Raw genomic sequence first — 23,182 nt, forward strand, 5'->3', positions numbered from 1 at the left:
GCACGTGTGTATTCACCGGTCGGGGCCGTAGATTCGAGGTATGGACGAGGCGCGGATCGGGCTGGGGCGGCTGGTGCTCGCCCTCGACGCGACGCTCGTGACGCTGGCGGAGGCACCGCGGGGTCTCGACGTGACCGTCGGATCGGTGGCGTTGCTCGATCCCGACGATCTACGTCTGCCGTTGGGTGCGGCCGCGCGCGGCGCCGACGTGTTCCTGATGGTCGGCGCATCCGAAGCCGATGTGGTGCAGTGGCTTCCGACGATCGCCGCCGCACCACCGACTGCGGTGATGCTCAAATCGCCCGGCTCGGGGGTGACCGCGACGCTCGCCGCAGCGGGGATAGCCGTCATCGACGTCGACCCGCACGCCCGGTGGGAGCGGATCTACCAGTTGTTGATTCGCGTCCTCGACACCGCGGCAGGTGTCGGGGACCCTGATGCATTGGCGTCCGGGGCGTGGGCGTCGGGGACCAGCGGCGACCTGTTCGAACTCGCCGCCGAGGTGGCCCGACGTACTCACGGCCTGGTTAGCATCGAGGATCAACGTTCACATGTGTTGGCCTACAGTCGCGCCGGTGACGAGGCCGACGAGCTGCGGCGATTGTCGATTCTCGGCCGCGAGGGGCCGCCGGAGATGTTGGCGTGGCTGCGTCAGTGGGGTGTGATGGACGCCCTGCGCACCTCGCACGGCGTCGTGCGGGTGGCCGCGCGCACCGACCTGGGTCTACGGCCGCGGATGGCTGCGCCCATCCGATCCGGTCCGGACTTCCTGGGAGTCGTCTGGCTGCAGCAGGGTGACTCGGAGTTCGCCACGGACGCCGAGACCATCCTTCGTGGGGCGGCTGCCGTTGCGGCACGGGTCATCTCACGACGTCGGGCGGCGGGGACCGGTCACGACGAGATCGTTCGGCGGCTCCTCGGCGCACACGGTGAGAGTATCGATGCGGGATATCTGGGGGCACAACTCGGCATCGCGTCCGACGCGTCGGTGATCGTCGTCGGCTTCGCCGGCCGCGAGCCGACCGACGGTGAGATGGCGGGTTCGGGCATCCCGGCGGGTGTCGTGTCGGCATTGACATTGCACGCCAGCGCTTTGCGGCCGCTGTCGGTGACCACCACGCTCGGGGCACGTGCCTACGTGGTGCTGCCGGGCGACGGGCCGGAGGCGAACGGCCCCGGGGTCGAGTCGGTACTGGCGTGGGCCCATTCGGCGGTCGAGGCCGCCGACCGGCAATTTCAGACATCGGTACGCGCCGTCGTCGCCGGACCGGCAGCAGGACTGTCCGAAGTCCCCGAGCTACGCCGACTTGCCGATCGGGTTCTCGATGCGGCACAACGGGAGTCCGACCTCATCGACCCGGTGACGACGGTGTCGGCATCCCAGACCGGGGTGCTGCTCGGCGAGATCGTCGCGCTGCTCTCGGCCAACCCCGACCTGATCGACAGACGCGTCGTCGAACTCGCCGACCGCGACACCGATTCCGGCGGCGATCTCACCGCGTCACTGCGCGCCTATCTCGATCATTTCGGCGACGTCCGCGCCGCATCCGAAGCACTCCACATCCACCCGAATACGTTGCGCTACCGCATCCGTCGCATTCGAGACCTCACCGACATGGACCTCGACGACCCCGCCACCCGACTGGTGGTGGCGCTGTCACTTCGCGCCCGGTAGACGTCGGACGCCTGCCTCCGATGGTCCAGGCGCTCACCCGCGCTGGTCGAGGACTTTCCCCCGATGGTCGAGGTGCCTTTTCATGGTGGTCGAGGTGCGACGAGCGCTAGCGAGGAGCCTCGAGATCCGGTGAGCCACAGCTGGTTCCACCCCACAGCAAAACCCCGTCACCGCGGGAAAGTAACAATCACCTGCCCCGTCCGCCGACTCCGCCACTCCACCCTCCGATCCAGAAGGAGCGTCGGCACCCACTCGGCAAGATGCTTGCGTTGGTGATCAGCCCGACACAGCGGGATCAGATCACCGAGCACCGTCCAGCCACCGGCCTCGGGGTCGGCATGGTTGAACGGTCGCCAATGGTCGAGGTCGCACAGGTGCGACGGCATCCCGCAGTACGGGTATCGGCACCACGCATCGTTCGCCAACACCTCAGCGCGCAACTTCGCGCTGGGTGCATAGGTCAATGCCCCAGGTGGTGGCACGGTGTGACCGCCGTGTCCGGTCGGATCCGCCGGTGGGGCTTGGGGTCGGTCGGAGATCTGCGGGATCAATGGTCCAGCCGCACGTACGGATTCGGGGTAGTGGATGGTCTTCGCTATCTCGGCGAGGGTGATGGCGTAGTCGGGGTCGATGGGTCCGTATCCCTGCAACCGGGGCACCAGTACACCGTCGGGGTCAGTGACCACCGTCAACACGGGTGCCCCGGGTACGACCAGGGCCCGCCCGAACGCCACCGGCACCTCATCCGGGGTGGGCTCATCCATGGGGTCGGGGATCTGGGGTTCGACGACCGGCTCCACCGACTCGACGTCGGGCGCATCGGCATCGATAGGTTCCGGTAGCAAGTCGTCCCACGCTGCCGCGTCCGCAGCGTCGGCGGGTGTTTCCGCCGACTCGTCGCGGGCAGCACCGCCTTTCGCGCAGGTCTCCAAGCCGCATGCGCAGTCGAGGTGCGCTCCGGGCACGCCGGTGATCTCACCGAGGGCGATCACCCGCAGCGACCCCACGCGACGCGGGTCCTTGCGGCAGGTCCGTTCATCGACCAGCGCGTTGATCTGGGTGGTGAGGAACACCCCGTAATGGGCGGGCACAACCGCATCCAAGGTGGAGTGCCCCGCGACATCGGGGGTGATGGTGACGTTTCCCACCAGATCGGTGATGGTGTCGCGGTCCTCGATCACACTGTCGGGGTTCATCGAAATCAACGCGGCATCGAGTTGCTGGGACAGCACCGGGTCGGTCGTTGCCCGGGACCCGTAGTCCAAGACGATCTCCTCGAACGACATCCCGGACTCGTCATCGTCGGTGTCGGTGTCGCTGTCGGTGGTGTCGATATCCCCGCCACGCTGCGCGGCGCGCGCCATGATCGACACCCGATTCGTCGACAGTTCCCCATTCAAATAGGCGGCACGGATCAGCGGGAACTTCTCCAACAGATCCGCCAACGCCACCCAACTCCCGGCCTTGCTACGGGAGACCTTGAACTGCAACGACACCTCGGCCCGGCCGAGTCTCTCGGCATGCTCGACCACCGAACCCCACACACCGGCCTCAGGCCGACCGGCCAGATGCTCACGAAACACCCTCTCCGCCAACGCGGCAGCAGCCAGCACCGTCCGGGCCTCGTACTTACGCGATTGACGCAACAACTCAGGGCCGGTCTCGGTGAGCTCATCCCGCGACATCGATGCGATCGCGGAAGCATCGGCATCCGGATCGGTGAACGTCAACGTCGTCGACACCAGAAACCTCCCTCCCGCGATCGGACTTGATGAGAACAAGCGTACGAAGGGGTACCGACAAAACCGGCCCGACGAACGCGCGGCTCCAGAAATCTGTGGACAACTATCTTTCCACTCGTCGAGTGGGCGTCGATGTGGTTGCGATACTTGTCATCTCACCGGGTCTCGAGGCTCGCCGCACGCGGCTCACACCTCGACCACCGGGGGAAGCGGCAAGCATCGGTCAGGAAACGCTCCGTCGTTCTACTCCGGGGCTTTCCATCCGATGGTCGAGGTGCCGAGGAGCGATAGCGACGAGCCTCGAGCCCCCGCTCGCCGACAGGCGTCCGCACCAACCGCCGAGCTGGAACCAGCGTCGCTGCAAGCGGTCTCGAGGCTCGCCGCACGCGGCTCGCACCTCGACCATCGGGGGGGGGGAGGGCGACAATCGGTCAGAAAACGCGCCGTCGTTCTACTCCGGACTCTTCCATCCGATGGACGAGGCCTCGAGACCCCGCTCGCCGACAGGTCCGCACCACCCGCCGAACCGAACCAGCACCGGCACAAGCGGTCTCGAGGCTCGCCGCACGCGGCTCGCACCTCGACCATCGAGGGGAGGGGCGAGCGTCGGGTGATAGAAGCGCTGGACGAACGGGGGAAGGGGCAAGCGTCGGTCAGGAAATGCGCCGTCGTTCTACCCCGGGCCCTTTCCATCCGATGGTCGAGGTGCCGAGGAGCGCCAGCGACGAGCCTCGAGACCCCTCTCGCTGATCAGGTTTCCGCGCCACCGGAGGAAAGCGCGGCGTGCTACTCCCGTAGGACGGCTTCGAAGGCGATGCGGTCGCCGCGGTAGAGGGAACGGACCTTTTCGATCGGGCGGCCGTCGGGGTCGAGAGATCGTCTGTGCAACAGGATCATCGGCATGGATGTCGTCGTTTCGAGGAGCGCCGCCTCGCGCGGAGAGGCGAGCGCCGTCTCGATCCGCTCGTGGGCGGATGCGAACTCGACCCCGGTCGCACGGACTGCCGCATAGAGAGAGGTGGCGGGGTCGAAGGTGGTCAAGAAGTCGCTGAAGCGATCGACGGGCAGATAGGTGATCTCGAGGCCGAGTTTCGCTCCGTCCGCGAGCAATACACGTTCGAGGTGCAGCACACGCGAGCCGTGTGCCAACTCGAGGTCGTCGCACAGGGCGTCGTCGGCATCGACCTCGATGAACTGCACGAGTTCACGACTCGGTGTCCGGCCGTGCTTCTTCGCGCCCTCGGTGTAGGACTGCAATGACAACGGCTGCACCAACTTCGGCGCCGATACGACGGTGCCACGGCCGCGCCGCGCGATCCGTCCCTCGACGAGCAGATCGTGCACGGCTTGCCGAACGGTCTCGCGGGCAACGGCGAACTCCTCGGCGAGCGCGCGCTCGGCCGGCACCGGGTCACCCTCTTCGAGCCCAGCGAGCTTCTCCTCCAGGCCGGTGCGCACTTGGTAGTACTTAGGAGTTTCGCGCACCGAGCGCCTCCTGCGTCGCCACTGTTCGTTCGGCGACCGATCCGGCGATACGACACAATTCGTCGACGCTGATCGCCTGCGCTCCAGGAACTTTTGCCGCGTCGTCGAATCGGCGGAGCCGCAGCGCATCCGACCACCAGCGGTGGCCCGTCCACTCGATGCCGACGTCGTCTGCGCCGCCCTGGTGCTCCAGGGACTCGACCGAGATATCACTGAGCGACTCCGCATATCCCGGTTCGGTCGCGGCGAGATGCCGCTTGGCCGCCACATGCGCGCCGGCCAGCCACGCCACCCGATCGCCGAATCGTGGTGCCAGCCAAGCACAAGCGGCGCGATTGTGATGAGCATCGTCGTCGATCAGCGGACTGTGTCCGATGTCGTGGAGCGCAGCGGCGAGCACGAGCTCGTCGTCGGCGCCGTTCACCCGCGCCAGCCACGCTGCTTGCGTCGCGTGCTCGAACTCGTCGACGGCAAGCTCGTCGTAGACACCGTGGAGAGAGTCGAGCAGAGCGGTCACCTCGGCGACGATCACTGCTGGTGAAGTCATGGCCGCAAGCATACCGGGTTCGGTCTAGACCAAAAGTTAACCGAACGTTTTCCTCGCAGACCTTCTTTGGTCTAGACCAAACGGTGAAGATGGTGGAGCACACGCCCCGATCGCAACTGTCCAGACCAGGAGCACCCATGCGAGTCCGACACCTCACCCGCGCCGTTGCGGTCGCCACCGCAGCGGCCGCCCTCACTCTCACCGCCGCGTGCGGCGGCACCGGCACCCAGTCGTCGTCGGGCGCCACGACGCTCACCGTGTACAGCGCCGACGGCCTCGGCAGCTGGTACAAGTCCCAGTTCGCGGCGTATCAGAAGCAGACCGGCGTCGCCGTCAATGTCGTGGAAGCCGGTTCCGGCGAGGTGGTTTCGCGCGTCCAGAAGGAACAGTCCAACCCACAGGCGGATCTGCTGGTCACGCTGCCGCCATTCATCCAGCGCGCCGACGCCGACAAACTCCTGCAATCTTCCGGCGTGCAGGACGCCGCGATCGCCCAGGGCAACAATGCCGCCGACGGCAACTACGTCGCCATCGTCGACAACACGCTGAGCTTCATCGCCAACCCCTCCGCCCAGCCCGCACCGCGCACGTGGGACGACCTGCTCACATCGCAGTACAAGGGCAAAATCCAGTACTCCACACCAGGACAGGCCGGCGACGGAACCGCGGTACTCCTGCTGTTGCAGCACCTGATGGGCAACCAACAGGCCCTCGACTACCTCGCCAAACTCCAGACCAACAATGTCGGCCCGTCCAGCTCGACCGGCAAGCTGCAGCCCAAGGTCAGCAACGGAGAACTGTTGGTGGCCAACGGCGATGTGCAGATGAATCTCGCCTCCATCCGCGACGACGGCTCGAAGTTCTCCCTGTTCTTCCCGGCCATGCCCGACGGGACCCGCACCACCGTCTCGCTCCCCTACTTCGCCGGCGTCACCAAAGGCGCACCGCACGCCGAAGAGGCCAAGAAGCTACTCGCCTACCTGGTCAGCAAGGACGTCCAGAACACCGTCGCCACCGACGCCCTGGGTATCCCGGTCCGCACCGACGTGACCGCGCCGAGCGGCCCCGACAGCCCCGTCGCCGCCATCAAGGGGGTCACCGTGTGGCGACCCGATTGGAATGCGGTGCTCAGCACACTCGACGCCGACGTTGCCGCGTACCAGAAGGCCACCGGGAACTGACATGAGCGACAACCCGATCCGCCGCTCAGCACTTGCCGGCCGCGCCACCGAGACCGACACCACGACGGCCGTCAAGGCACCTGAGCGCATCGTGTTCAATCGTGTGTCGGTCACCTATGGCCGCGGCAAGAAGTCGACCGATGCACTCCGCGATTTCACCCTTCGGGCCCGGCGTGGCGAGACCATAGCGCTCCTCGGTCCGAGCGGTTCCGGCAAGTCCACGGCACTCAAGGCGCTGGCGGGCTTCGTCCGGCCGAGCGCGGGTCAGGTTTTCCTCAACGGCGACGACATCACCGATCTGCCGCCCGCAAAACGCGGCATCGGCGTGGTCGTGCAGTCCTACGCCCTGTTCCCGCACATGCGGGTCGCCGACAACGTCGCCTTCGGGCTGAAGGCACGACGCCTGCCGCGCAAGGTCATTGCCGAACGTGTCGAGGAGTCGTTGTCGATGGTCGCGATGGGCGAGTACGCCCCACGGCTGCCCCGCGAGTTGTCCGGTGGCCAGCAGCAGCGCGTCGCGATCGCCCGTGCCCTGGCCATCCGGCCCGAGGTCCTGCTGCTCGACGAGCCGCTCGCCGCCCTCGACGCCGCATTGCGGTCGTCGATGGTCGTCGAGTTGCAGCGACTTCGGGATGGCTTGCCCGACACCACGATGCTCTACGTCACCCATGATCAGACCGAGGCGCTCGCCCTGGCCGATCGAATCGGCGTCATGCGGGACGCGAGCCTGGTGGATCTGGGCACCGCCGACGAGTTGTGGTCGCGGCCACCGACCGATTTCACTGCCGGATTCCTCGGCGGCGCCAACCTCATCCCGTGCACCGTGGGGCGGGTCTCCGGCTCCACCGCGCTGGTGGAGGCCGGCGGAAAGATGTTCTCCACCAACGCCCCCGAACCCATCCAGCGGTGGGCACCGGGGTCCCCGGCGCTGATCTGCGTGCGGCCGCACGACGTCGAGGTGGCGCCGGCCGGCGCACACGGGTCGATGTGGGCGCGGGTGGACGGGTCGGTGTGGCGGGGCTCGACGACGCGCGTCAGCCTGGCCGTCGAAGGACTGCCCGATCAGCTCATCGACGCCGACGTCGTCGGTCACGTCGACTACGCACCGGGTTCGGTTGTCGGCGTGCGCTTCCCGGACCCCATCGGCGTCCTCGTCGCCTCCGAGGGCACCCCGCGATGAGCACCGGCGCACTGCTCACCGACGACGCCACGTCCACCCCACCACCGCAACCGAACCGCCCCCTGCGCTCGCGCAGCACGCTGTGGGTGTGGCCACCGCTCGTGATCGTGCTGATCATCGCGGTCTACCCACTCGTGCGGGTACTGACCGAATCCGCGGGCGGCACCGGTGAAAGCACCTGGGGTGCAGTACTGTCCAGCGAGATCTTCCGGACCGCGCTCCTGCGGACCGCTCAGGTCGCCGTCGCCTCGACACTCGGCGCGCTGATCCTCGGTACCTTCCTGGCGATCGTCCTGGCCTTCGTGCCGTTCCCCGGCTCCACGATCGTGGCGCGACTCATCGACACCGTGCTCGCCTTGCCGTCGTTTCTGATCACGCTGGCGTTCACCTTTCTCTACGGCACGGCGGGTGCGGTGAATGCGCTCATCGCCGACGTCACCGGCAGCCGTCCCCTGAATTTCCTCGCCACGCCGTGGGGCGTGATCGCAGCGGAGATCACCTTTTTCACCCCGTTCGTCGTCCGGCCGCTCCTCGCGTCGTTCGCGACGCTGTCGACCGATCAACTCGATGTCGCCGCGAGTCTCGGCGCATCCCCGTGGCGGGTGTTGCGCTCGGTCATCATGCCCGAGGCGTGGCCGGCGTTGATGGCCGGCGGCAGCCTGGTACTCCTGTTGACTCTCAACGAGTTCGGCATTGTGTTGTTCACCGGCGCCAAGGACGTGATCACGCTGCCGGTACTGATCTACACCCGTGGCATCGTCACGTTCGATCTCGCCGGCGCCGCGGTGATCGCCACCGTCCAGGTGGCCCTGTCATTGGCCCTCTACGGCATCTACCGCCTCATCTTCGCCAGGATATCGGGCAAGCGGAAAGGACTGTGAGACATGCTGTTCTGGAGCCGTGGCGGCCGCACTGCCGTGTGGACCATCTTCGCCGTCGTGGTGCTGGTGGTGTTCGTCGCCCCCATCGCCACCGTCGTTCTCGCCGGATTCGCCGGGTCCTGGACCGGTCCGCTGCCGTCACATCTGGGTCTGACACACATGGGGGACGCACTCTCGGGCGAGAACGTCGCCTCGTTGTCGGTGAGCCTGCAGACCGCGATCATCGCCGGCGCCCTCGCCCTGATACTCGGCACCTGGGCGGCGCTGGCGATCCGGGATTCCACGGGACCGCTGCGCCGGATCACTGACGCCGTCTTCCATCTGCCGATCGCGGTGCCGTCGGTGGCAATCGGCCTGGGCCTGTTGATCAGTTTCAACTCGCGACCGTTGCTGCTCGGCGGCACCAAGTGGATCGTCGTCGTCGCCCACACCGTGCTGGTGCTGGCCTTCGCGTTCAGTGCGGTCTCGGCCGCCCTGGATCGGCTCGACCCGGCATATCGGCAGGCCGCCGAATCGCTCGGCGCGTCACCGCTGCGGGTGCTGACCCGCGTCACCCTGCCGCTGCTCCTCCCCGCGCTCGGCGCCGCCGCAGGACTCTCGGTGGCCCTGTCCATGGGTGAACTCGGCGCCACGGTGATGGTCTATCCGGCGACGTGGAAAACCCTGCCGGTCACCATCTTCGGGCTCTCCGACCGCGGCGACGTCTTCTCCGCCGCCGCCTGCACGACCATCCTGCTCGTCACCACGATGCTCGCGTTGGTCATCCTCGGACGTATCCGGTCACGCGCCGTCGTCCGCTGACCTGCTTGTCCGATCAGCCAAGCATCAACCTCGATGATTGGCTGATCGAACATATCGCAGGTGTCGCCGTCTTGGTGGACTGACGGGTATGGACGCGATCACCCTTCCCCCACGCCCGGCGAACGAGCCGGTTCACACCTATGCACCGGACACGCCCGAACGTGCCCGCATCGTCGCGGAACTGCGCGCACAGTCACAGGCCGACCCCATCGACCTCCCCCACGTCATCGGCGGCCGCGCCCGGATGGGCGACGGCGACCGCATCGACGTCGTGCAACCGCACGCCCACGCCGAGGTGCTCGGCACCTTCACCAATGCCGGCCACGACGAGGCACGGGCGGCCGTCGATGCCGCTCTCGAGGCCGCCGACGCCTGGGCACACACCAGCTTCGACGATCGTGCCGCGGTGTTGTTGCGCGCCGCCGACCTGCTCTCCGGGCCGTGGCGCGAACGGATCGCCGCGGCCACCATGCTCGGACAGTCGAAGACCGTGCAGCAGGCCGAGATCGACGCACCCTGCGAGCTCATCGACTTCTGGCGCTTCAACGTGGCCTTCGCCCGCGAGATCCTCGCCGAACAACCGATCTCCTCGCCGGGCGTCTGGAATCGCCTCGACCATCGCCCGCTCGACGGATTCGTCTACGCCATCACACCGTTCAACTTCACCGCCATCGCCGGCAACCTGCCCACCGCGCCGATGTTGATGGGCAACACGGTGGTGTGGAAGCCGTCACCGACACAGGCGTACGCCGCGCACCTGACCATGGAACTGCTGCGCGCCGCGGGAATGCCCGACGGGGTCATCAACCTCGTCCACGGCGACGGTATCGCGGTCTCCGATGTCGCCCTTGCCGATCCGCATCTCGCGGGCATCCATTTCACCGGGTCGACGGCGACCTTCCAGCATCTGTGGCGCGAGGTCGGGGCGAATATCGACCGCTACCACAGCTATCCACGTCTCGTCGGTGAGACCGGCGGCAAGGACTTCATCGTCGCCCACCGTTCGGCCGACCCGGATGTGTTGCGCACAGCCCTGATCCGCGGCGCCTTCGAGTACCAGGGGCAGAAGTGCTCGGCCGCCTCCCGCGCCTACATCCCGCGCTCGGTGTGGGATCGGATGGGCGACGACTTCCTCACCGAGGCCAACGAATTGACCTACGGAGACGTCCGCGACCTCGGCAACTTCGGAGGTGCCGTCATCGATAGGCGCGCCTTCGACAAGCACGTCGCGGCCATCGATCGCGCGAAGACCGTGCCCACGATGACGGTGGCCGCCGGTGGACACTGCGACGACTCGGAAGGCTACTTCGTCCGCCCGACCGTCCTTCTCGGCGACGACCCGACCGACGAGGCGTTCGCGACCGAGTACTTCGGCCCCATCCTCGCCGTGCACGTCTACCCCGACGCCGACTATCCGAACATCCTGCGGATGGTCGATTCGAGCGCAAAGTTCGCGCTGACCGGATCGATCATCGCCACCGACGTCGCCGCGGTCGCCACCGCATCGGATGTTCTGCGCAACGCCGCAGGCAACTTCTACATCAACGACAAGCCCACCGGTGCCGTCGTCGGCCAGCAACCCTTCGGTGGCGGACGGGCCTCGGGCACCAACGACAAGGCCGGGTCGAAGGCCAATCTGATGCGCTGGAGTTCCACCCGCACCATCAAGGAGACCTTCGTGCCGTCCACCTCCTCCGCCTACCCCCACATGGAGCAGTGATGAGTACGGTCTTCGACGCGGTTCTGCGGCCGGTGATCATGAAAGCCGCTGCCAGCGAACGGATCAAAGAAGCATCGGTGCGGCTGCCGATCACCGAACGCGTGGTGAACCGGTTCGTGCCGGGCGAGACCCTCGACGACGTACTCGCCGCGATCCGCGGATGCCTCGACGAGGGGCTCTCGGTCACCATCGATCACCTCGGTGAGGACACCACCGACGAGAGCCAGGCGAGCGCCACCGTCGACGCCTATCTCGCACTCCTCCAGGCAATGTCGACGCAAGAAATGTCGCCGCTCGACGTCGGTCCCGGCAGGCTCGAGGTGTCGCTCAAGCTCACTGCGCTCGGCCAATCACTGCCCCGACATGGCCGCAAGATCGCCGAGGAGAATGCGCACACGATCTGTGCCGCGGCGCGGCGGGCCGGGGTGCTGGTCACCGTCGACGCCGAGGACCACGCCACCGTCGACGAACGGTTGCAGATCGTCCGCTCGTTGCGCGGTGAATTCCCCGAACTCGGCACCGTCCTGCAGGCATATCTGCGTCGCACCGAGGACGACTGCACCGAGTTCGCGGCCTCCGGCGCGCGAATCCGGTTGTGCAAGGGCGCCTACGCCGAGCCGGCGGCTCTCGCCTATCCCGACCGCTCCCAGATCGATGAGGCCTATCTGCGGTGTCTGCGAATCCTGATGAAGGGCAACGGGTATCCGATGGTCGCCAGCCACGATCCGACGATGATCGCAGCGGCCCGCCACCTTGCCGTCGAGGTCGGCCGCGCCCCCGACAGCTGGGAACACCAGATGCTCTATGGGATTCGCGCCGATGAGCAGCATCGTCTCGCCGCCCAGGGCGCGCGGGTGCGTGTCTACATCCCCTACGGCCAGGAATGGTACGGCTACTTCGTCCGGCGTCTCGCTGAGAAGCCTGCCAACCTCGGGTTCTTCCTGCGGGCGCTCGCGGAGTAGGACTCGGGGCGGCAGCTCAGAGCGGCTGCGCGCGCCGGACCTGATCGGCGGCGCGGGCCGCGTCGAGGTCGACGTCGGCGGTGATCACCGCCGGTCCAACCCGCAGGACCCCCGAGGTCAGCGGCTGGGCGCGCAGTCCGCCGCGCCCGATGAGTGCCTTGCGCACGCCGTCGCCGGCCATGGTGTCCATCCAGGAACACGGATGTGCCGGCCGGCCACCGCGGAACCGGATGGGGCCGTCGCCGGTGTCGACCTCGAATTCGACGCCGCGTAGCGGGTCGAGTTCGAGACCGCGCACGACGATGTTGCGCCGGGCCAGCACCGGGTCGGCGTCACCGGCCGCGGCCTGCCACGCCTCGATCGCGAGGAACGTCACCGCGGCCTCGGTGTGGGCGCGCACGCCGAAGAACCGGTCGCCACGAATGCCTTTGTCGGCGACCACATCGACGTGATCGGGGGTGTGGGTCGCCACGTCGTCGGCGGGGCCGTCCTTGGACCGGCCGAAGTAGGCGTGTCGGGGTGACACGACCAGCGACTCGATCTCGACGTCATACCGCACCTCACCCAGCGTAGGCGCACCGAGGTGTGCGCTACCGCCGATCCTCCGGCGGAATGTAGTGCAACCCGCGGAACACCGCGCTGCCGGCGAACACCGAGGCATCGAGATCGACCCCGCGATGTCTGGCCATCCGCAACGCGAGTCGCAACAGCATCTTGATGTCGCGCGGGGTGATGTCGGGGAAGCCGCCGACGAGGTCGTCGAGTAGTTCCTCTCCGAGGATGACGTCGTTGCCCGCGGCGAGGATCTGCCACACCTGGCGGGCGTCCTTGGGTCCGGGTGGCTGGTATTCGATGACCGCGGCACACCGGGCGAGGATCGCCTCGTCGACGCCGTCGATCCGGTTGGTGGTGAGGAACAGCAGTCCGTCGAAGTACTCGAGGGTGCGCAGGAACTCGGCGACGATCGCGTTCTGCGACAGGTCCATTCCGCGTTCCATGACGAAGACGTCGGCCTCGTCGAGCAGCAACACCGCATCCCACCGCTTGGCGCGGTCGAAGATCACCTCGAGATTCTTGCGCACCAATTCCGGTGTCACACCCAGTGATCCGGAGTGGATCGAGTACAGCGGACGTGCGGTGACCTCGGCGTACACCTCGGCGGTCAGTGTCTTGCCGACGCCGGGGCGCCCCTTGGCCAGGATCACGTTGCCCGCCGATTTCCCGTCGATGATGTCGCCGGTGAACACCGAGATGTCGGTGGTGAGGATGTTGAGGAGTTCTCGCTGATCGTCAGGCAGCACCAGCTTGTCCTGCAGATGCGCATCGTAGGCGTAGTCGACGAGGTCGCCGGTGTTGACGTCGAGGAAATCCTGTGCGCCCAAATCGAACACGCGGACCGCGGTGATCACCGGGACCGGCCCGTAGTCGTCGGAACCGAACAGGATCGACGGCGCCACCATGCGCAGCGCCGCGATCTCGCTCGGTGCGACGTCGTGGACCACCTTGCGGTTCTCCCGCTTGTTGGGCGCGCGGTAGTCGTCGGTGCGGATCACCCGGCCGGTGTAGCGGTACTGCTTACCGAACCCGTCGTCGATGATCCGCTGATACTGCTCACGACGAGTCCGGTACTCCGCCTTGAGTTCCGGGGTTTCCTTGTAGGCGCCGCCGGCCGCCAGGACGTCACCGGGGGTCTTGCCGACCACCTCGGTCTCCTCGAAGTAGAGCACCTTGGGTTTGCACGACGGACGCTTCACCGTGGCGTTGTCGGCCTCCATGGTGAACTTGATCCGCGGACCGTGGGTGCGGTCGGCGTGTTCGAGCGTCAGGTCCATGACGAGATAGGGATGCAGATAGCCGTCGGATTCACGGACGTAGAGCCAGCCGTCGATGAGATCGTGGCGCAGGAAGGTTCGGAAGATCTCGGTCGCCGCGTCGATGTGCGGGATGCGCGGGAAGCTACCGGCGCGGGCCGAGATGATCGCGGTGACCGCCCTGGCGAAGGAGTCCTCGCCCGCACCACCGGCGGTGTCGACGAGATCGGCGAGCGCCGCGTCGGTGAGATCGCGGTCGGTGATCCCGATCTCGGCCGAACGCCACGAACCCGCTTGTGCGCGTACCGCTGTGAGGTCCGGTGACGAGGTGGCCGCGACAACGGCGGTGGGTGCGACGAGCACGGTGGACTCCTTCGCTTCTGGTGAGGTCGGTCTTATTGCCTGCGATCAGGCCTCGGGATCGAGGACGAAATCGTATTCGGTGACGTAGCCCTCGCCGTTCGGGTTGTCCTTGACGTCGAGCATCAGCTCGGGCTTGACCGCCGAGGCGATGTCGTCTCCGTTGTGCGGGTCGCCGGGGAAGTACAGCTGCGAGGTGATCAGCTGATGGCCGGGCGCGCTGACCTTGAAGTGCAGGTGAGCCGGACGCCAGGCGTGCCAGCCGGCGGCGGCGATGAGCTGGCCGCATGCACCGTCGGTGGGGATCATGTACGGCGCCGGACGCAGCGTGTGGATCTCGAAACGCCCGTCCTCGTTGGCGATCCAGGTGCCACGCAGGTTCCACTCGGGCAGGCCCGGGGCGAACTGCGAGTAGAAACCGAGATCATCGGCGTGCCACAGCTCCAGGCGCGCACCGGCGAGCGGGGCGCCGTCGACGGCGCGCACCTGCCCGGCGAACACCAGCGGATCACCGGGCTCGTCGTCGCGCATGGGAATGGTTCCGTTCCACGGCAACTCGGGTGATCCCTCGATGTAGTAGGGGCCCTCGATGGTGCCCTTGCTGCCCTCGCGGTGCTCGTTGGCGACCTCTTCCACCGAGTGCTCGAGCCACACATCGAGGAACAGCGGCCACTCGCCGTCGGCGCCGACCTTGATCAGCCACGCCTTGAGCGCGTTGTACTCCTCGTAGGACACCTTGTCCTCGAGGACGATGTCGTTGATTCCCTTGATCACCTTGCTGGCAAGGTAATTCACGCGTGCGGTGTCGATGACGCCGGCGCGGCCGCCCGCGGTGGCCATACGCTCGGCGAAACGCGCCGACGCGTTCGCGCCGGATTCGGCGGCCTTGGCGTTGACCTCGGTATCGAAGCTGGTGTCGGTCATGATGGGTACTCCTTGTTGACGGGCTGGGTTGATGGGGCTCGATGGTGTTGCGATTGTTGGGTTTACGGGATCAACCCGCGTTGATGTCGGAAGGGTGGGTGGCCAGCGGGGTCACCGAGATGTCCATGTAGGCGAAGAGCGGGAGTCCGGACAAGATCGTGTGCAACTCGTCGTGGTCGGCCACGTCGAAGATCGAGTAGTTGGAGTACTCGCCGACGATCCGCCAGATGTGCGGCCACTTGCCCGACCGTTGCAGCTCTTGTGAATACGCCTTTTCACGCGCCACGGTGTCGGCCCGCACCTCGGGGTCGAGATCGTGGGGGATGTTGACGTCCATCCGGACGTGATAGATCATGCGCGTCTCCTATCGGTCGACTCGGTAGCGGGCGAGTTTGTCGGGGTCGATCTCGATGCCGATGCCGGCGTTCGGGCTGGTGTGCAGGTAACCGTCCCGGATCTGTAGGGGTTCGGCGAGCAGGTCGTCGCTCATGTCGAGGAAATTCGACAGTTCGCCGGCGTAGCGGGAGGTCAGTTCGTGGGCCGCGCCGAACGCCAGGGTGCAAGCGGTGCCGACCTGACCGTCGATCTGATTGCCCATCACCACGTCGATGCCGAGTCCCTCGGCGAGGTGATGTACCCGCCGTGACCACGTGAAGCCGGTGCGGGCGGTCTTGATGCTGATCGCGGTGGCCGAGCCGCCGAGGATCTCGCGGGTGACGTCGGCGGCGGTGGGCACCGACTCGTCGGCGATGAACGGCACGTCGAGGTGCTCGACGAGCCAACGCCGGCCGACGACGTCGTCGGCGGGGCACAGTTCCTCGGCGAAGAGCAGATCGAGGTCGGCCATGTCCTTCATGGCGCGCAACGACTCCGACGACGACCAGCCGCGGTTGCCGTCGACGTAGAGTTCGATCTCGTCGCCGAATCGCTCACGCAATGCGCGCACCACGGCGGTGTCGAGGCCGATCGGTCGGCGCCCGACCTTGACCTTGAAGGTCGCGATCCCGTAGTTCTCGCGCATCTTCTCCGCCTCGGCGACCATGGTGGCCGGCTCGTCGAAGCCGAGCATGTGACTGACCCGCAGGCGATCGGTGTAGCGGCCGAGCAGGTCGGTCACCGGCATCTGCAGGGTCTTGCCCAGGGCGTCCCAGATCGCCATGTCCACAGCGGCTTTCGCGGTGGGATTGCCGATGGTCCGGTTGATACGGGCGACCATCATCTCGCGGTCGAGCAGCGTGAGCCCGGCCAATTGCGGGGCGAACACGGTCTCGATGACGGCGACGATCCCGCACTGGGTCTCGCCGTAGGTGAACGGACGCGGGGGTGCCTCGGCGACACCGACGATCCCGTCGTCGGTGTGGACGCGAACCAGGACGTGCTCGGCGACCGACACCTCGCCGGAGGCGAACCGCAAGGGTTTGCGGTAGGGAATGGCGAACGGAATCGCCTCGATCTCGATGATTTTCACAGTTGTTCTCCCAGCGGGGCGGACGAGGGAAGCACGGCGGACAGGTCGAAGGCGTTGCTGATGACCCGTGCCACCGATTCGACGACGGGGTTGGTCTCTCCGGCGTTCCAGGCCAGGGCGACCTCGGTGCTGCCGGCGTCGGCGAGGTCGCGAATCACCAAGCCCTCCATGGGAAGTGCGCGGACCGAGGCCGGCAGCACGGCGACTCCGAGACCCGCCGCGACCAGCGCGAGCAGGACCGGGGTGCCCGACGCCTCATGCGCACGTTGCGGCACGAAACCGGCTCGGCGGCAAGCGCGCAGCGTCGCGTCGTTGACCGCGGAATCACGGCTGTCGTACATCACGAACGGCTCGTTGCGCAGATCGGTGGTGGCGATGACGGGTTCGACGGCGAGGCGGTGATCGGCGGAGACCACCAGGACCACCGACTCGACGTCGATGGTGCGCAGTTCGATGCCGTCACCGACCACCGGTGGGCGCAACACACCGAGGTCGATCTCGCCCGACTGCAGCGCCGCGCATTGCATCGGGGTGAGCATGTCGGAGGAGATCTGCAGCTCCACATCCGGCAGGGCCTGTTTGACCGCGCGCGCGATCCGCGGCAGGTGTGAGAAGGCGGCGATGCCGGTGAGTCCCAGACGCACCAGCCCGCTGCGCCCGGCTGCGATCCGCCGTACGCCTTCCATGGCCGCATCGACGTCGTCGAGGATGCGTGCGGCCTCGCCCTGCAGGTACTCCCCTGCCGGGGTCAGCGCGACCTGGCGTGTGGTGCGGGCGAACAGGGTGACATCGAGCTCGGATTCGAGCTGGCGGATCGCATACGACAGCGCCGGCTGTGCGACGTGCAGCATCGCGGCTGCCTGACCGAAGTGGCAGGTCTCGGCGACAGCGGCGAAATACCTGAGGTGACGGAGCTCCATGTCGTCCTCCTTCCCTGTCTCGAGTGAACGAACCTGATCAATCGGGCGCATGTGATCGACACCACGTATCAATCACGGTAGATCCGCGATCCATACGAGACAAGGACACGTATTCCGTCGATTGAGCTGCTCTCTTTATCAATCAGATGCCGGGTCAGGACTGGGGTTAATGCCGGTGTGATGGGTGACACGTGCTGCGAGAGTCGAAACACAGCCCACACCCAGGAGGTAGCCATGACCGTCACCGATCGGCCCGACCACTCGACTCCCGAGGCGTTCTCGACCGTCGTTCCCGCGGCACCGTCGGAGCACGTCCGCTCGGTACTGTCCGAGGCCGTCATCGACGATCGCGACGCCGGCATCTACCGGGCGAACCGACGCATCTTCACCGACGAGGAGATCTTCGAGCTCGAGATGCGCCACATCTTCGAGGGCAACTGGATCTATCTGGCCCACGAGAGCCAGGTCGCCAACCCCGGCGACTACTTCACCACCTACATCGGTCGCCAACCGGTGATGATCACCCGCGGCAAGGACGGCGAGCTGCACTGCCTGATCAACGCGTGCGCACACCGCGGGGCGATGATCTGCCGCCGCAAGACCGACAATCGGATGACGCTGACCTGCCCGTTCCACGGGTGGACCTTCCGCAACGACGGCACCCTGCTGAAGGTGAAGGATCCCGACGGCGCCGGCTACCCGGACACGTTCAACGTCAACGGTTCTCACAATCTGACCACGGTGGCGAAGTTCGGCAACTATCGCGGATTCCTGTTCGGTAGCCTCAATCCCGACGTGCTGCCACTCGAGGAGCATCTCGGCGACACCCGCACCGTCATCGACATGCTGGTCGACCAGTCACCCGAGGGCCTCGAGGTGCTGCGCGGCTCGTCGACCTACACCTACGACGGCAACTGGAAGGTGCAGGCGGAGAACGGCGCCGACGGCTATCACGTGACGGCGACCCACTGGAACTACGCGGCGACGACCTCACGGCGCAACACCGGCGAATCCAAGAACGACACCAAGGCCCTCAACGCCGGCGGGTGGGGCAAGTCCGGCGGCGGGTACTGGTCGTTCCCGCACGGACACCTGTGCCTGTGGACGTGGGCGGCCAACCCGCAGGACCGTCCGCTGTGGGACAAGATGGACGAGCTCAAGGCGAAGTTCGGCGACGCCAAGGGCGAATTCATGGTGAAGGGGTCACGCAATCTGTGCCTGTACCCGAATGTGTATCTGATGGACCAGTTCTCGACGCAGATCCGCCACTTCCGGCCGATCGCGCCGGACAAGACCGAGGTGACGATCTACTGCATCGCACCCAAGGGTGAGAGCGACACCGCCCGCGCACACCGCATCCGCCAGTACGAGGACTTCTTCAACGCCTCCGGCATGGCGACCCCGGACGACCTCGAGGAGTTCCGCTCCTGCCAGTTGACCTTCCACGCCACTGCCGCACCGTGGAACGACATGAGCCGCGGTGCGCAACACTGGCTCTCGGGCCCCGACCCGGTGGCGCAGAGCCTGGGCATGACCGAGATCGTCTCGGCGGGAAAGAAGAACGAGGACGAGGGGCTCTATCCCGTCCAGCACGGCTACTGGCTGGAGACCATGCGAGCCGCCGTCGCCGAAGAAGAGGCCGCCACGCGTCAGGCGTGAGCGACGAGCCGACCTCCCAGCCCACTTTCGTTCGCAGAAGGCAGATCCCAATGACCACCGAATCCCTGTCCACCCCGTCTCCATCCACCCCCTCGCCATCCAACAAGGCCGGCACCACGCTGATCACCCAGAACATGATCGAGCAGTTCCTCTACCGCGAGGCCCGCTACCTCGACGACCGCGAGTTCGAGAAGTGGCTCGAGTGTTACGCCGACGACGTCGTCTACTGGATGCCGGCGTGGGACGACGATGACCGTCTGGTCGAGAACCCGCAGCGCGAGATCTCACTCATCTACTACGCCAACAAGGGTGGCCTCGAGGACCGGGTGTTCCGGATTCGCACCGAACGCTCCTCGGCGACTTCACTTCCCGAGCCGCGCACCAGTCACAACATCAGCAACGTCGAGGTCATCGAGCGGCGCGGCGATCTCGTCGACGTCCGATTCAATTGGCACACGATGTATTTCCGGTATCACACGGTCGACCCGTATTACGGCACCTCGTTCTACACCATCGACTTCTCCGGGGAGTCACCGCTGATCCGTCGGAAGACCGTCGTACTCAAGAACGATTACATCCACCACGTGGTGGACGTCTACCACTTCTGAGAAGGCGGGTGCCAGAATGACTCTCACCACTGACCAGCCGACGTCGGCGAGTCCTCCGACCGGCGCCCAGGCTCCCACCCACCAGGTGGCCCTGACCTTCGAGGACGGGGTCACCCGGTTCGTCACCTGCCGCGAGGATCAGACCGTCGCCGACGCCTCCTACCGTCAACGGATCAACATCCCACTCGACTGCCGCGACGGGGCATGCGGAACCTGCAAGGCATTCTGCGAATCCGGCGAGTACGACGGCGGCACCTACATCGACGACGCGCTGTCGGCGGCCGAGAGCGCGGACGGCTATGCGCTGCCGTGCTGCATGAAGCCACAGTCCGATCTCGTCCTGCGGATCGCCGCGACCTCCGACATCGCGAAGACGGCCGCGGGCGACTTCACCGGCACCATCGTCAGCCCCGAACGGCTCTCGGAATCGACAATGCGCGTGGGCATCGAGATCGGCAACCGCGGCGACCTCGCATTCCTGCCGGGACAGTACGTCAACATTGCCGTACCGGGCACCGAGGCACTCGACGCCGACGGCAACGGGACCGGTCAGCCACTGCGGAGGTCCTACTCGTTTGCCAACGGGCCGCACGAGGAACGGCTGATTTTCATGGTGAAGCTCACGCCCGGCGGCGCGATGTCGGACTATCTGACCGACCGGGCGCAGCGTGGCGACGAGATCAGCTTCACCGGCCCACACGGCTCGTTCTTCCTGCGTGAGGCCACCCGGCCGGTACTTCTGCTCGCCGGCGGCACCGGTCTCGCGCCGATCCTGTCGATGCTGCGAAAGATGCACGACGACAACAGCGCCCGCAAGGTGCATCTCATCTACGGCGTCTCCACCGACACCGACCTGGTCGCGCTCGACGAGATCGAGTACTTCTCGCGAGAACTGTCGGGATTCACCTGGGACCATTGTGTTTCCGACCCGAACAGCTCGGCGGTGAACAAGGGCTATGTGATGACCCTGATCCGACCCGAGCATCTCTACGACGGGGATGTCGCGATCTACCTGTGCGGACCGCCCCCGATGGTCGAGTCCGTCCGCGCCCATGTGGCCGACGCGGGTATCGAGCCGGTCGGCTTCTACTACGAGAAGTTCGCGCTTGCGGTACCCGCAGCCGCGAAGGAGAGCATCTCCATCGATGGCGGCGGCAACTCTGCAGTGCAGGACTTCCCGTCGACCGCTGTGGTTGTCGACGAGGACCCGGTGATCCCCGCCCGTGACGCCCGTGGCATCGCCGGGCAGCAGGTGCTCGCACCGCGCGACATCGGCCCTCACGAACAACATGCCGCCCCGCTCGTCGACGACGGCGCCATCGCACGTATCGCCGGTCAGCAGGTGTGGACTGCGCACGGCGCCGGCGACGATCTCGACCCGGACGGCGGTGACCTGCTCGCCGCGAGCGAGGCTCGGGGCATCGCCGGACAGACGGTCTTCGCGGAGGCCGAGACCGCGCCGCTGACCGAGGCTGTGCCGGTTGACAAGACGGAAACGGTGGCCGAGACGGAACCCGTCGTCGAGACCGTGCCCACCGTCACCGAGCAGGGCTACGAAATCGGCGAGGAACACCCGGGTATCCACGAATCCGATGCGCTGTTCGAGGCGCGCGCGGCGCTCGAACTCGGTGCGCTGGAGCTGACTCTCGGCAGGATGACCAGTCGCCAGCTGGCCGGCTACCGGCTGCTCGCCGAGGCGACATTGCCCTACGTCAAGGGGGATTCGTTCGTCGACGCCGCAGAATACACCGAGACCAACGCCGCGTTCCACGATTACCTGTTCGGACTCACCGGCAACGATCATCTGCTCGCCGCCTACCAGGCGCTCGGCGTCAAGGGCCGGATGGGCGAGGTGCTGCGCAATGCGACGTGGTGTCATCCGTTGTGCGCGCAGGACCACATCGACATCGTCGAGGCGTTCGCGTCGGGCAACCGCGACCGGGCCCGCGGATTGATCTCCGCACATGCCGAGCGGTCCAAGCAGACGATGCGGCGCGCCATGGCCGATGAGATGGCCTCGCGGCGGCCACGTTTCATCACCCCGGGTCGTTTTGCCGGCAAGGTGGTGATCGTGACCGGAGCCGCGCAGGGTATCGGCGCACACACCGCACGGCGCATCGGCGCCGAGGGCGGTCGCGTCGTCTGTGCCGACCGATCGGAACTCGTGGACGAACTCGTCTCCGACGTCACCGATCTCGGCGGCCAGGCAGTCGGAAGTATTGCTGATCTCGAAACCTACGACGGCGCAGCATCTGTCGTCGCCACCGCGATCGAGACATACGGCCGGGTCGATGTGTTGATCAACAACGTGGGCGGCGCGATCAACTTCAAACCGTTCGTCGAGTTCACCGACGAACAGATCCGCGCCGAGATCGATCGGTCCCTGATGACAACGCTCTACGCGTGCCGAGCAGCTCTGCCTTCGATGGTGGCCCACGGATCGGGTGTGATCGTCAACGTGTCGTCGGCGGCGACCCGCGGCATCCATCGCATCCCCTACTCGGCAGCCAAAGGCGGCGTCAACGCGATCACCGCATCGCTGGCAATGGAGTACGCCGACAACGGCATTCGTGTGGTGGCCACCGCTCCTGGCGGCACCGAGGCCCCGCCGCGGCGGATCTCCCGTGGCACGCCCACCCCGCAGAGCGAGACACAGCAACAGTGGTTCGACGCGCACATCGAGCAGACAATCTCCTCGTCGCTGCTGAAACGGTACGGCACCCTCGACGAGCAGGCCGCCGCCATCTGCTTCCTCGCCTCCGACGAAGCCTCCTACATCACCGGATCGGTCCTGCCGGTCGCCGGCGGCGATCAGGGGTAGCCCCGCCGGGTCGAGACCTCCCCCGGGTCATCGAGCCCTTCCACGGTCCGGCGTTTATCCTTTGCCCCGGTGGTCGAGGTGCGAGCCGCGTGCGTCGAGCCTCGAGACCGCTTGCGCCGGAGCTGGTTCGGCTCGACGGGTGGTGCGGATACCTGTCGGCGAGCGGGGTCTCGAGGCTCGTCGCTGGCGCTCCTCGGCACCTCGACCATCGGAGTAGAACGACGGAGCGTTTCCTGGCCGATGGTCGACCCTTCCCCCGGTGGTCGAGCGCTTCCACCTTCCGACGCTCGTTCTGTCCCCCCGGTGGTCGAGGTGCGAGCCGCGTGCGGCGAGCCTCGAGACCGCTTGTGCCGATGCTGGTTCGGCTCGGCGGGTGGTGCGGATACCTGTCGGCGAGAGGGGTCTCGAGGCCTCGTCGCTATCGCTCCTCGGCACCT

At 66.6% G+C, this 23,182-nt stretch carries 19 protein-coding genes; 10 read left to right on the plus strand and 9 right to left on the minus strand.

Annotation, left to right across the window (positions count from 1 at the left end; genetic code table 11):
• The first annotated feature begins 40 nt into the window (after positions 1-40).
• The gene (locus J6U32_RS23475; RefSeq protein WP_208792373.1) at positions 41-1,675 is read left to right on the plus strand and encodes a PucR family transcriptional regulator; all 1,635 of its coding nucleotides are present in this window, start codon (positions 41-43) and stop codon (positions 1,673-1,675) included.
• A gap of 167 nt (positions 1,676-1,842) precedes the next feature.
• On the opposite strand, the gene J6U32_RS23480 is transcribed toward J6U32_RS23475, so the two are convergent.
• From J6U32_RS23480 to J6U32_RS23490, 3 genes are all read right to left on the minus strand, one after another.
• Positions 1,843-3,417 carry an HNH endonuclease signature motif containing protein gene (locus J6U32_RS23480; protein ID WP_208792374.1) on the minus strand — a complete coding sequence of 525 codons (1,575 nt, stop codon included), beginning with the start codon at positions 3,415-3,417 and terminating at the stop codon, positions 1,843-1,845.
• A 786-nt stretch (positions 3,418-4,203) separates the two neighbouring features.
• Positions 4,204-4,902 (minus strand): GntR family transcriptional regulator, encoded by a 699-nt coding sequence (locus J6U32_RS23485; RefSeq protein ID WP_208792375.1) that lies wholly within the window; start codon positions 4,900-4,902, stop codon positions 4,204-4,206.
• The gene (locus tag J6U32_RS23490; protein WP_208792376.1) at positions 4,886-5,461 is read right to left on the minus strand and encodes an HD family phosphohydrolase; all 576 of its coding nucleotides are present in this window, start codon (positions 5,459-5,461) and stop codon (positions 4,886-4,888) included. Before J6U32_RS23490 ends, J6U32_RS23485 begins: the two co-directional genes overlap by 17 nt.
• A gap of 125 nt (positions 5,462-5,586) precedes the next feature.
• Between J6U32_RS23490 and J6U32_RS23495 the strand changes: the two genes are divergently transcribed.
• The 6 genes from J6U32_RS23495 (at position 5,587) to J6U32_RS23520 (ending at position 12,174) form a co-directional block, all read left to right on the plus strand.
• On the plus strand, positions 5,587-6,630 hold the full coding sequence (locus tag J6U32_RS23495; RefSeq protein ID WP_208792377.1) for a 2-aminoethylphosphonate ABC transporter substrate-binding protein: 1,044 nt from the start codon (positions 5,587-5,589) through the stop codon (positions 6,628-6,630).
• A gap of 1 nt (position 6,631) precedes the next feature.
• Positions 6,632-7,810: an ABC transporter ATP-binding protein gene (locus J6U32_RS23500; protein WP_208792378.1), complete on the plus strand. Its 1,179-nt coding sequence runs from the start codon at positions 6,632-6,634 to the stop codon at positions 7,808-7,810.
• Positions 7,807-8,691 (plus strand): 2-aminoethylphosphonate ABC transporter permease subunit, encoded by an 885-nt coding sequence (locus tag J6U32_RS23505; RefSeq protein ID WP_208792379.1) that lies wholly within the window; start codon positions 7,807-7,809, stop codon positions 8,689-8,691. The genes J6U32_RS23500 and J6U32_RS23505 overlap by 4 nt, the downstream gene beginning before the upstream one ends.
• A gap of 3 nt (positions 8,692-8,694) precedes the next feature.
• Positions 8,695-9,492, plus strand: coding sequence for an ABC transporter permease (locus J6U32_RS23510; protein WP_208792380.1), 798 nt, complete (start codon positions 8,695-8,697; stop codon positions 9,490-9,492).
• Positions 9,493-9,580: 88 nt separating this feature from the next.
• Positions 9,581-11,212: an L-glutamate gamma-semialdehyde dehydrogenase gene (gene pruA / locus J6U32_RS23515; protein WP_208792381.1), complete on the plus strand. Its 1,632-nt coding sequence runs from the start codon at positions 9,581-9,583 to the stop codon at positions 11,210-11,212.
• Positions 11,212-12,174, plus strand: coding sequence for a proline dehydrogenase family protein (locus J6U32_RS23520; protein WP_208792382.1), 963 nt, complete (start codon positions 11,212-11,214; stop codon positions 12,172-12,174). The genes pruA and J6U32_RS23520 overlap by 1 nt, the downstream gene beginning before the upstream one ends.
• A 16-nt stretch (positions 12,175-12,190) precedes the next feature.
• Here the strand turns inward: J6U32_RS23520 and J6U32_RS23525 are convergent, their stop codons facing one another.
• From J6U32_RS23525 to J6U32_RS23550, 6 genes are all read right to left on the minus strand, one after another.
• On the minus strand, positions 12,191-12,733 hold the full coding sequence (locus J6U32_RS23525) for a molybdenum cofactor biosysynthesis protein (protein ID WP_208792383.1): 543 nt from the start codon (positions 12,731-12,733) through the stop codon (positions 12,191-12,193).
• A 31-nt stretch (positions 12,734-12,764) separates the two neighbouring features.
• Complete coding sequence (locus tag J6U32_RS23530) at positions 12,765-14,348, minus strand: AAA family ATPase (RefSeq protein WP_208792384.1); 1,584 nt, start codon at positions 14,346-14,348, stop codon at positions 12,765-12,767.
• Between the two features lie 45 nt (positions 14,349-14,393).
• Positions 14,394-15,269 (minus strand): catechol 1,2-dioxygenase, encoded by an 876-nt coding sequence (gene catA, locus J6U32_RS23535; RefSeq protein ID WP_208792385.1) that lies wholly within the window; start codon positions 15,267-15,269, stop codon positions 14,394-14,396.
• A 70-nt stretch (positions 15,270-15,339) separates the two neighbouring features.
• Positions 15,340-15,624: a muconolactone Delta-isomerase gene (catC, locus tag J6U32_RS23540; RefSeq protein ID WP_208792386.1), complete on the minus strand. Its 285-nt coding sequence runs from the start codon at positions 15,622-15,624 to the stop codon at positions 15,340-15,342.
• A 9-nt stretch (positions 15,625-15,633) separates the two neighbouring features.
• The gene (locus J6U32_RS23545; protein ID WP_208792387.1) at positions 15,634-16,737 is read right to left on the minus strand and encodes a mandelate racemase/muconate lactonizing enzyme family protein; all 1,104 of its coding nucleotides are present in this window, start codon (positions 16,735-16,737) and stop codon (positions 15,634-15,636) included.
• A complete protein-coding gene (locus J6U32_RS23550) occupies positions 16,734-17,657 on the minus strand; it encodes a LysR substrate-binding domain-containing protein (protein ID WP_208792388.1) in 924 nt (307 codons plus the stop codon). The genes J6U32_RS23545 and J6U32_RS23550 overlap by 4 nt, the downstream gene beginning before the upstream one ends.
• Positions 17,658-17,891: 234 nt before the next feature.
• Here J6U32_RS23550 and benA point away from each other — a divergent pair, with 234 nt between their 5' ends.
• From benA to benC, 3 genes are read left to right on the plus strand one after another with little or no spacing between them, the layout of a single operon-like run.
• A complete protein-coding gene (gene benA, locus J6U32_RS23555) occupies positions 17,892-19,316 on the plus strand; it encodes a benzoate 1,2-dioxygenase large subunit (RefSeq protein WP_208792389.1) in 1,425 nt (474 codons plus the stop codon).
• A 50-nt stretch (positions 19,317-19,366) separates the two neighbouring features.
• Positions 19,367-19,924 carry a benzoate 1,2-dioxygenase small subunit gene (gene benB, locus J6U32_RS23560; protein ID WP_208792390.1) on the plus strand — a complete coding sequence of 186 codons (558 nt, stop codon included), beginning with the start codon at positions 19,367-19,369 and terminating at the stop codon, positions 19,922-19,924.
• A 16-nt stretch (positions 19,925-19,940) separates the two neighbouring features.
• Entirely contained in the window at positions 19,941-22,745 is a 2,805-nt protein-coding gene (gene benC / locus J6U32_RS23565; protein WP_208792391.1) for a benzoate 1,2-dioxygenase electron transfer component BenC, read from the plus strand.
• Positions 22,746-23,182 lie beyond the last annotated feature (437 nt).

The sequence above is a fragment of the Gordonia polyisoprenivorans genome, from assembly GCF_017654315.1.
Classification (GTDB): domain Bacteria; phylum Actinomycetota; class Actinomycetes; order Mycobacteriales; family Mycobacteriaceae; genus Gordonia; species Gordonia polyisoprenivorans_A.

What these genes read in the sequence shown, in the direction of transcription:
- J6U32_RS23520 (WP_208792382.1), top strand. Translation starts at nt 11,212, where the DNA reads ATGAGTACGGTCTTCGACGCGGTTCTGCGGCCGGTGATCATGAAAGCC.
- pruA (WP_208792381.1), top strand. Translation starts at nt 9,581, where the DNA reads ATGGACGCGATCACCCTTCCCCCACGCCCGGCGAACGAGCCGGTTCAC.
- J6U32_RS23550 (WP_208792388.1), bottom strand. Translation starts at nt 17,657, where the DNA reads ATGGAGCTCCGTCACCTCAGGTATTTCGCCGCTGTCGCCGAGACCTGC.
- J6U32_RS23495 (WP_208792377.1), top strand. Translation starts at nt 5,587, where the DNA reads ATGCGAGTCCGACACCTCACCCGCGCCGTTGCGGTCGCCACCGCAGCG.
- J6U32_RS23510 (WP_208792380.1), top strand. Translation starts at nt 8,695, where the DNA reads ATGCTGTTCTGGAGCCGTGGCGGCCGCACTGCCGTGTGGACCATCTTC.
- J6U32_RS23475 (WP_208792373.1), top strand. Translation starts at nt 41, where the DNA reads ATGGACGAGGCGCGGATCGGGCTGGGGCGGCTGGTGCTCGCCCTCGAC.
- J6U32_RS23500 (WP_208792378.1), top strand. Translation starts at nt 6,632, where the DNA reads ATGAGCGACAACCCGATCCGCCGCTCAGCACTTGCCGGCCGCGCCACC.
- catA (WP_208792385.1), bottom strand. Translation starts at nt 15,269, where the DNA reads ATGACCGACACCAGCTTCGATACCGAGGTCAACGCCAAGGCCGCCGAA.
- benC (WP_208792391.1), top strand. Translation starts at nt 19,941, where the DNA reads ATGACTCTCACCACTGACCAGCCGACGTCGGCGAGTCCTCCGACCGGC.
- J6U32_RS23505 (WP_208792379.1), top strand. Translation starts at nt 7,807, where the DNA reads ATGAGCACCGGCGCACTGCTCACCGACGACGCCACGTCCACCCCACCA.
- catC (WP_208792386.1), bottom strand. Translation starts at nt 15,624, where the DNA reads ATGATCTATCACGTCCGGATGGACGTCAACATCCCCCACGATCTCGAC.
- J6U32_RS23490 (WP_208792376.1), bottom strand. Translation starts at nt 5,461, where the DNA reads ATGCTTGCGGCCATGACTTCACCAGCAGTGATCGTCGCCGAGGTGACC.
- benA (WP_208792389.1), top strand. Translation starts at nt 17,892, where the DNA reads ATGACCGTCACCGATCGGCCCGACCACTCGACTCCCGAGGCGTTCTCG.
- benB (WP_208792390.1), top strand. Translation starts at nt 19,367, where the DNA reads ATGACCACCGAATCCCTGTCCACCCCGTCTCCATCCACCCCCTCGCCA.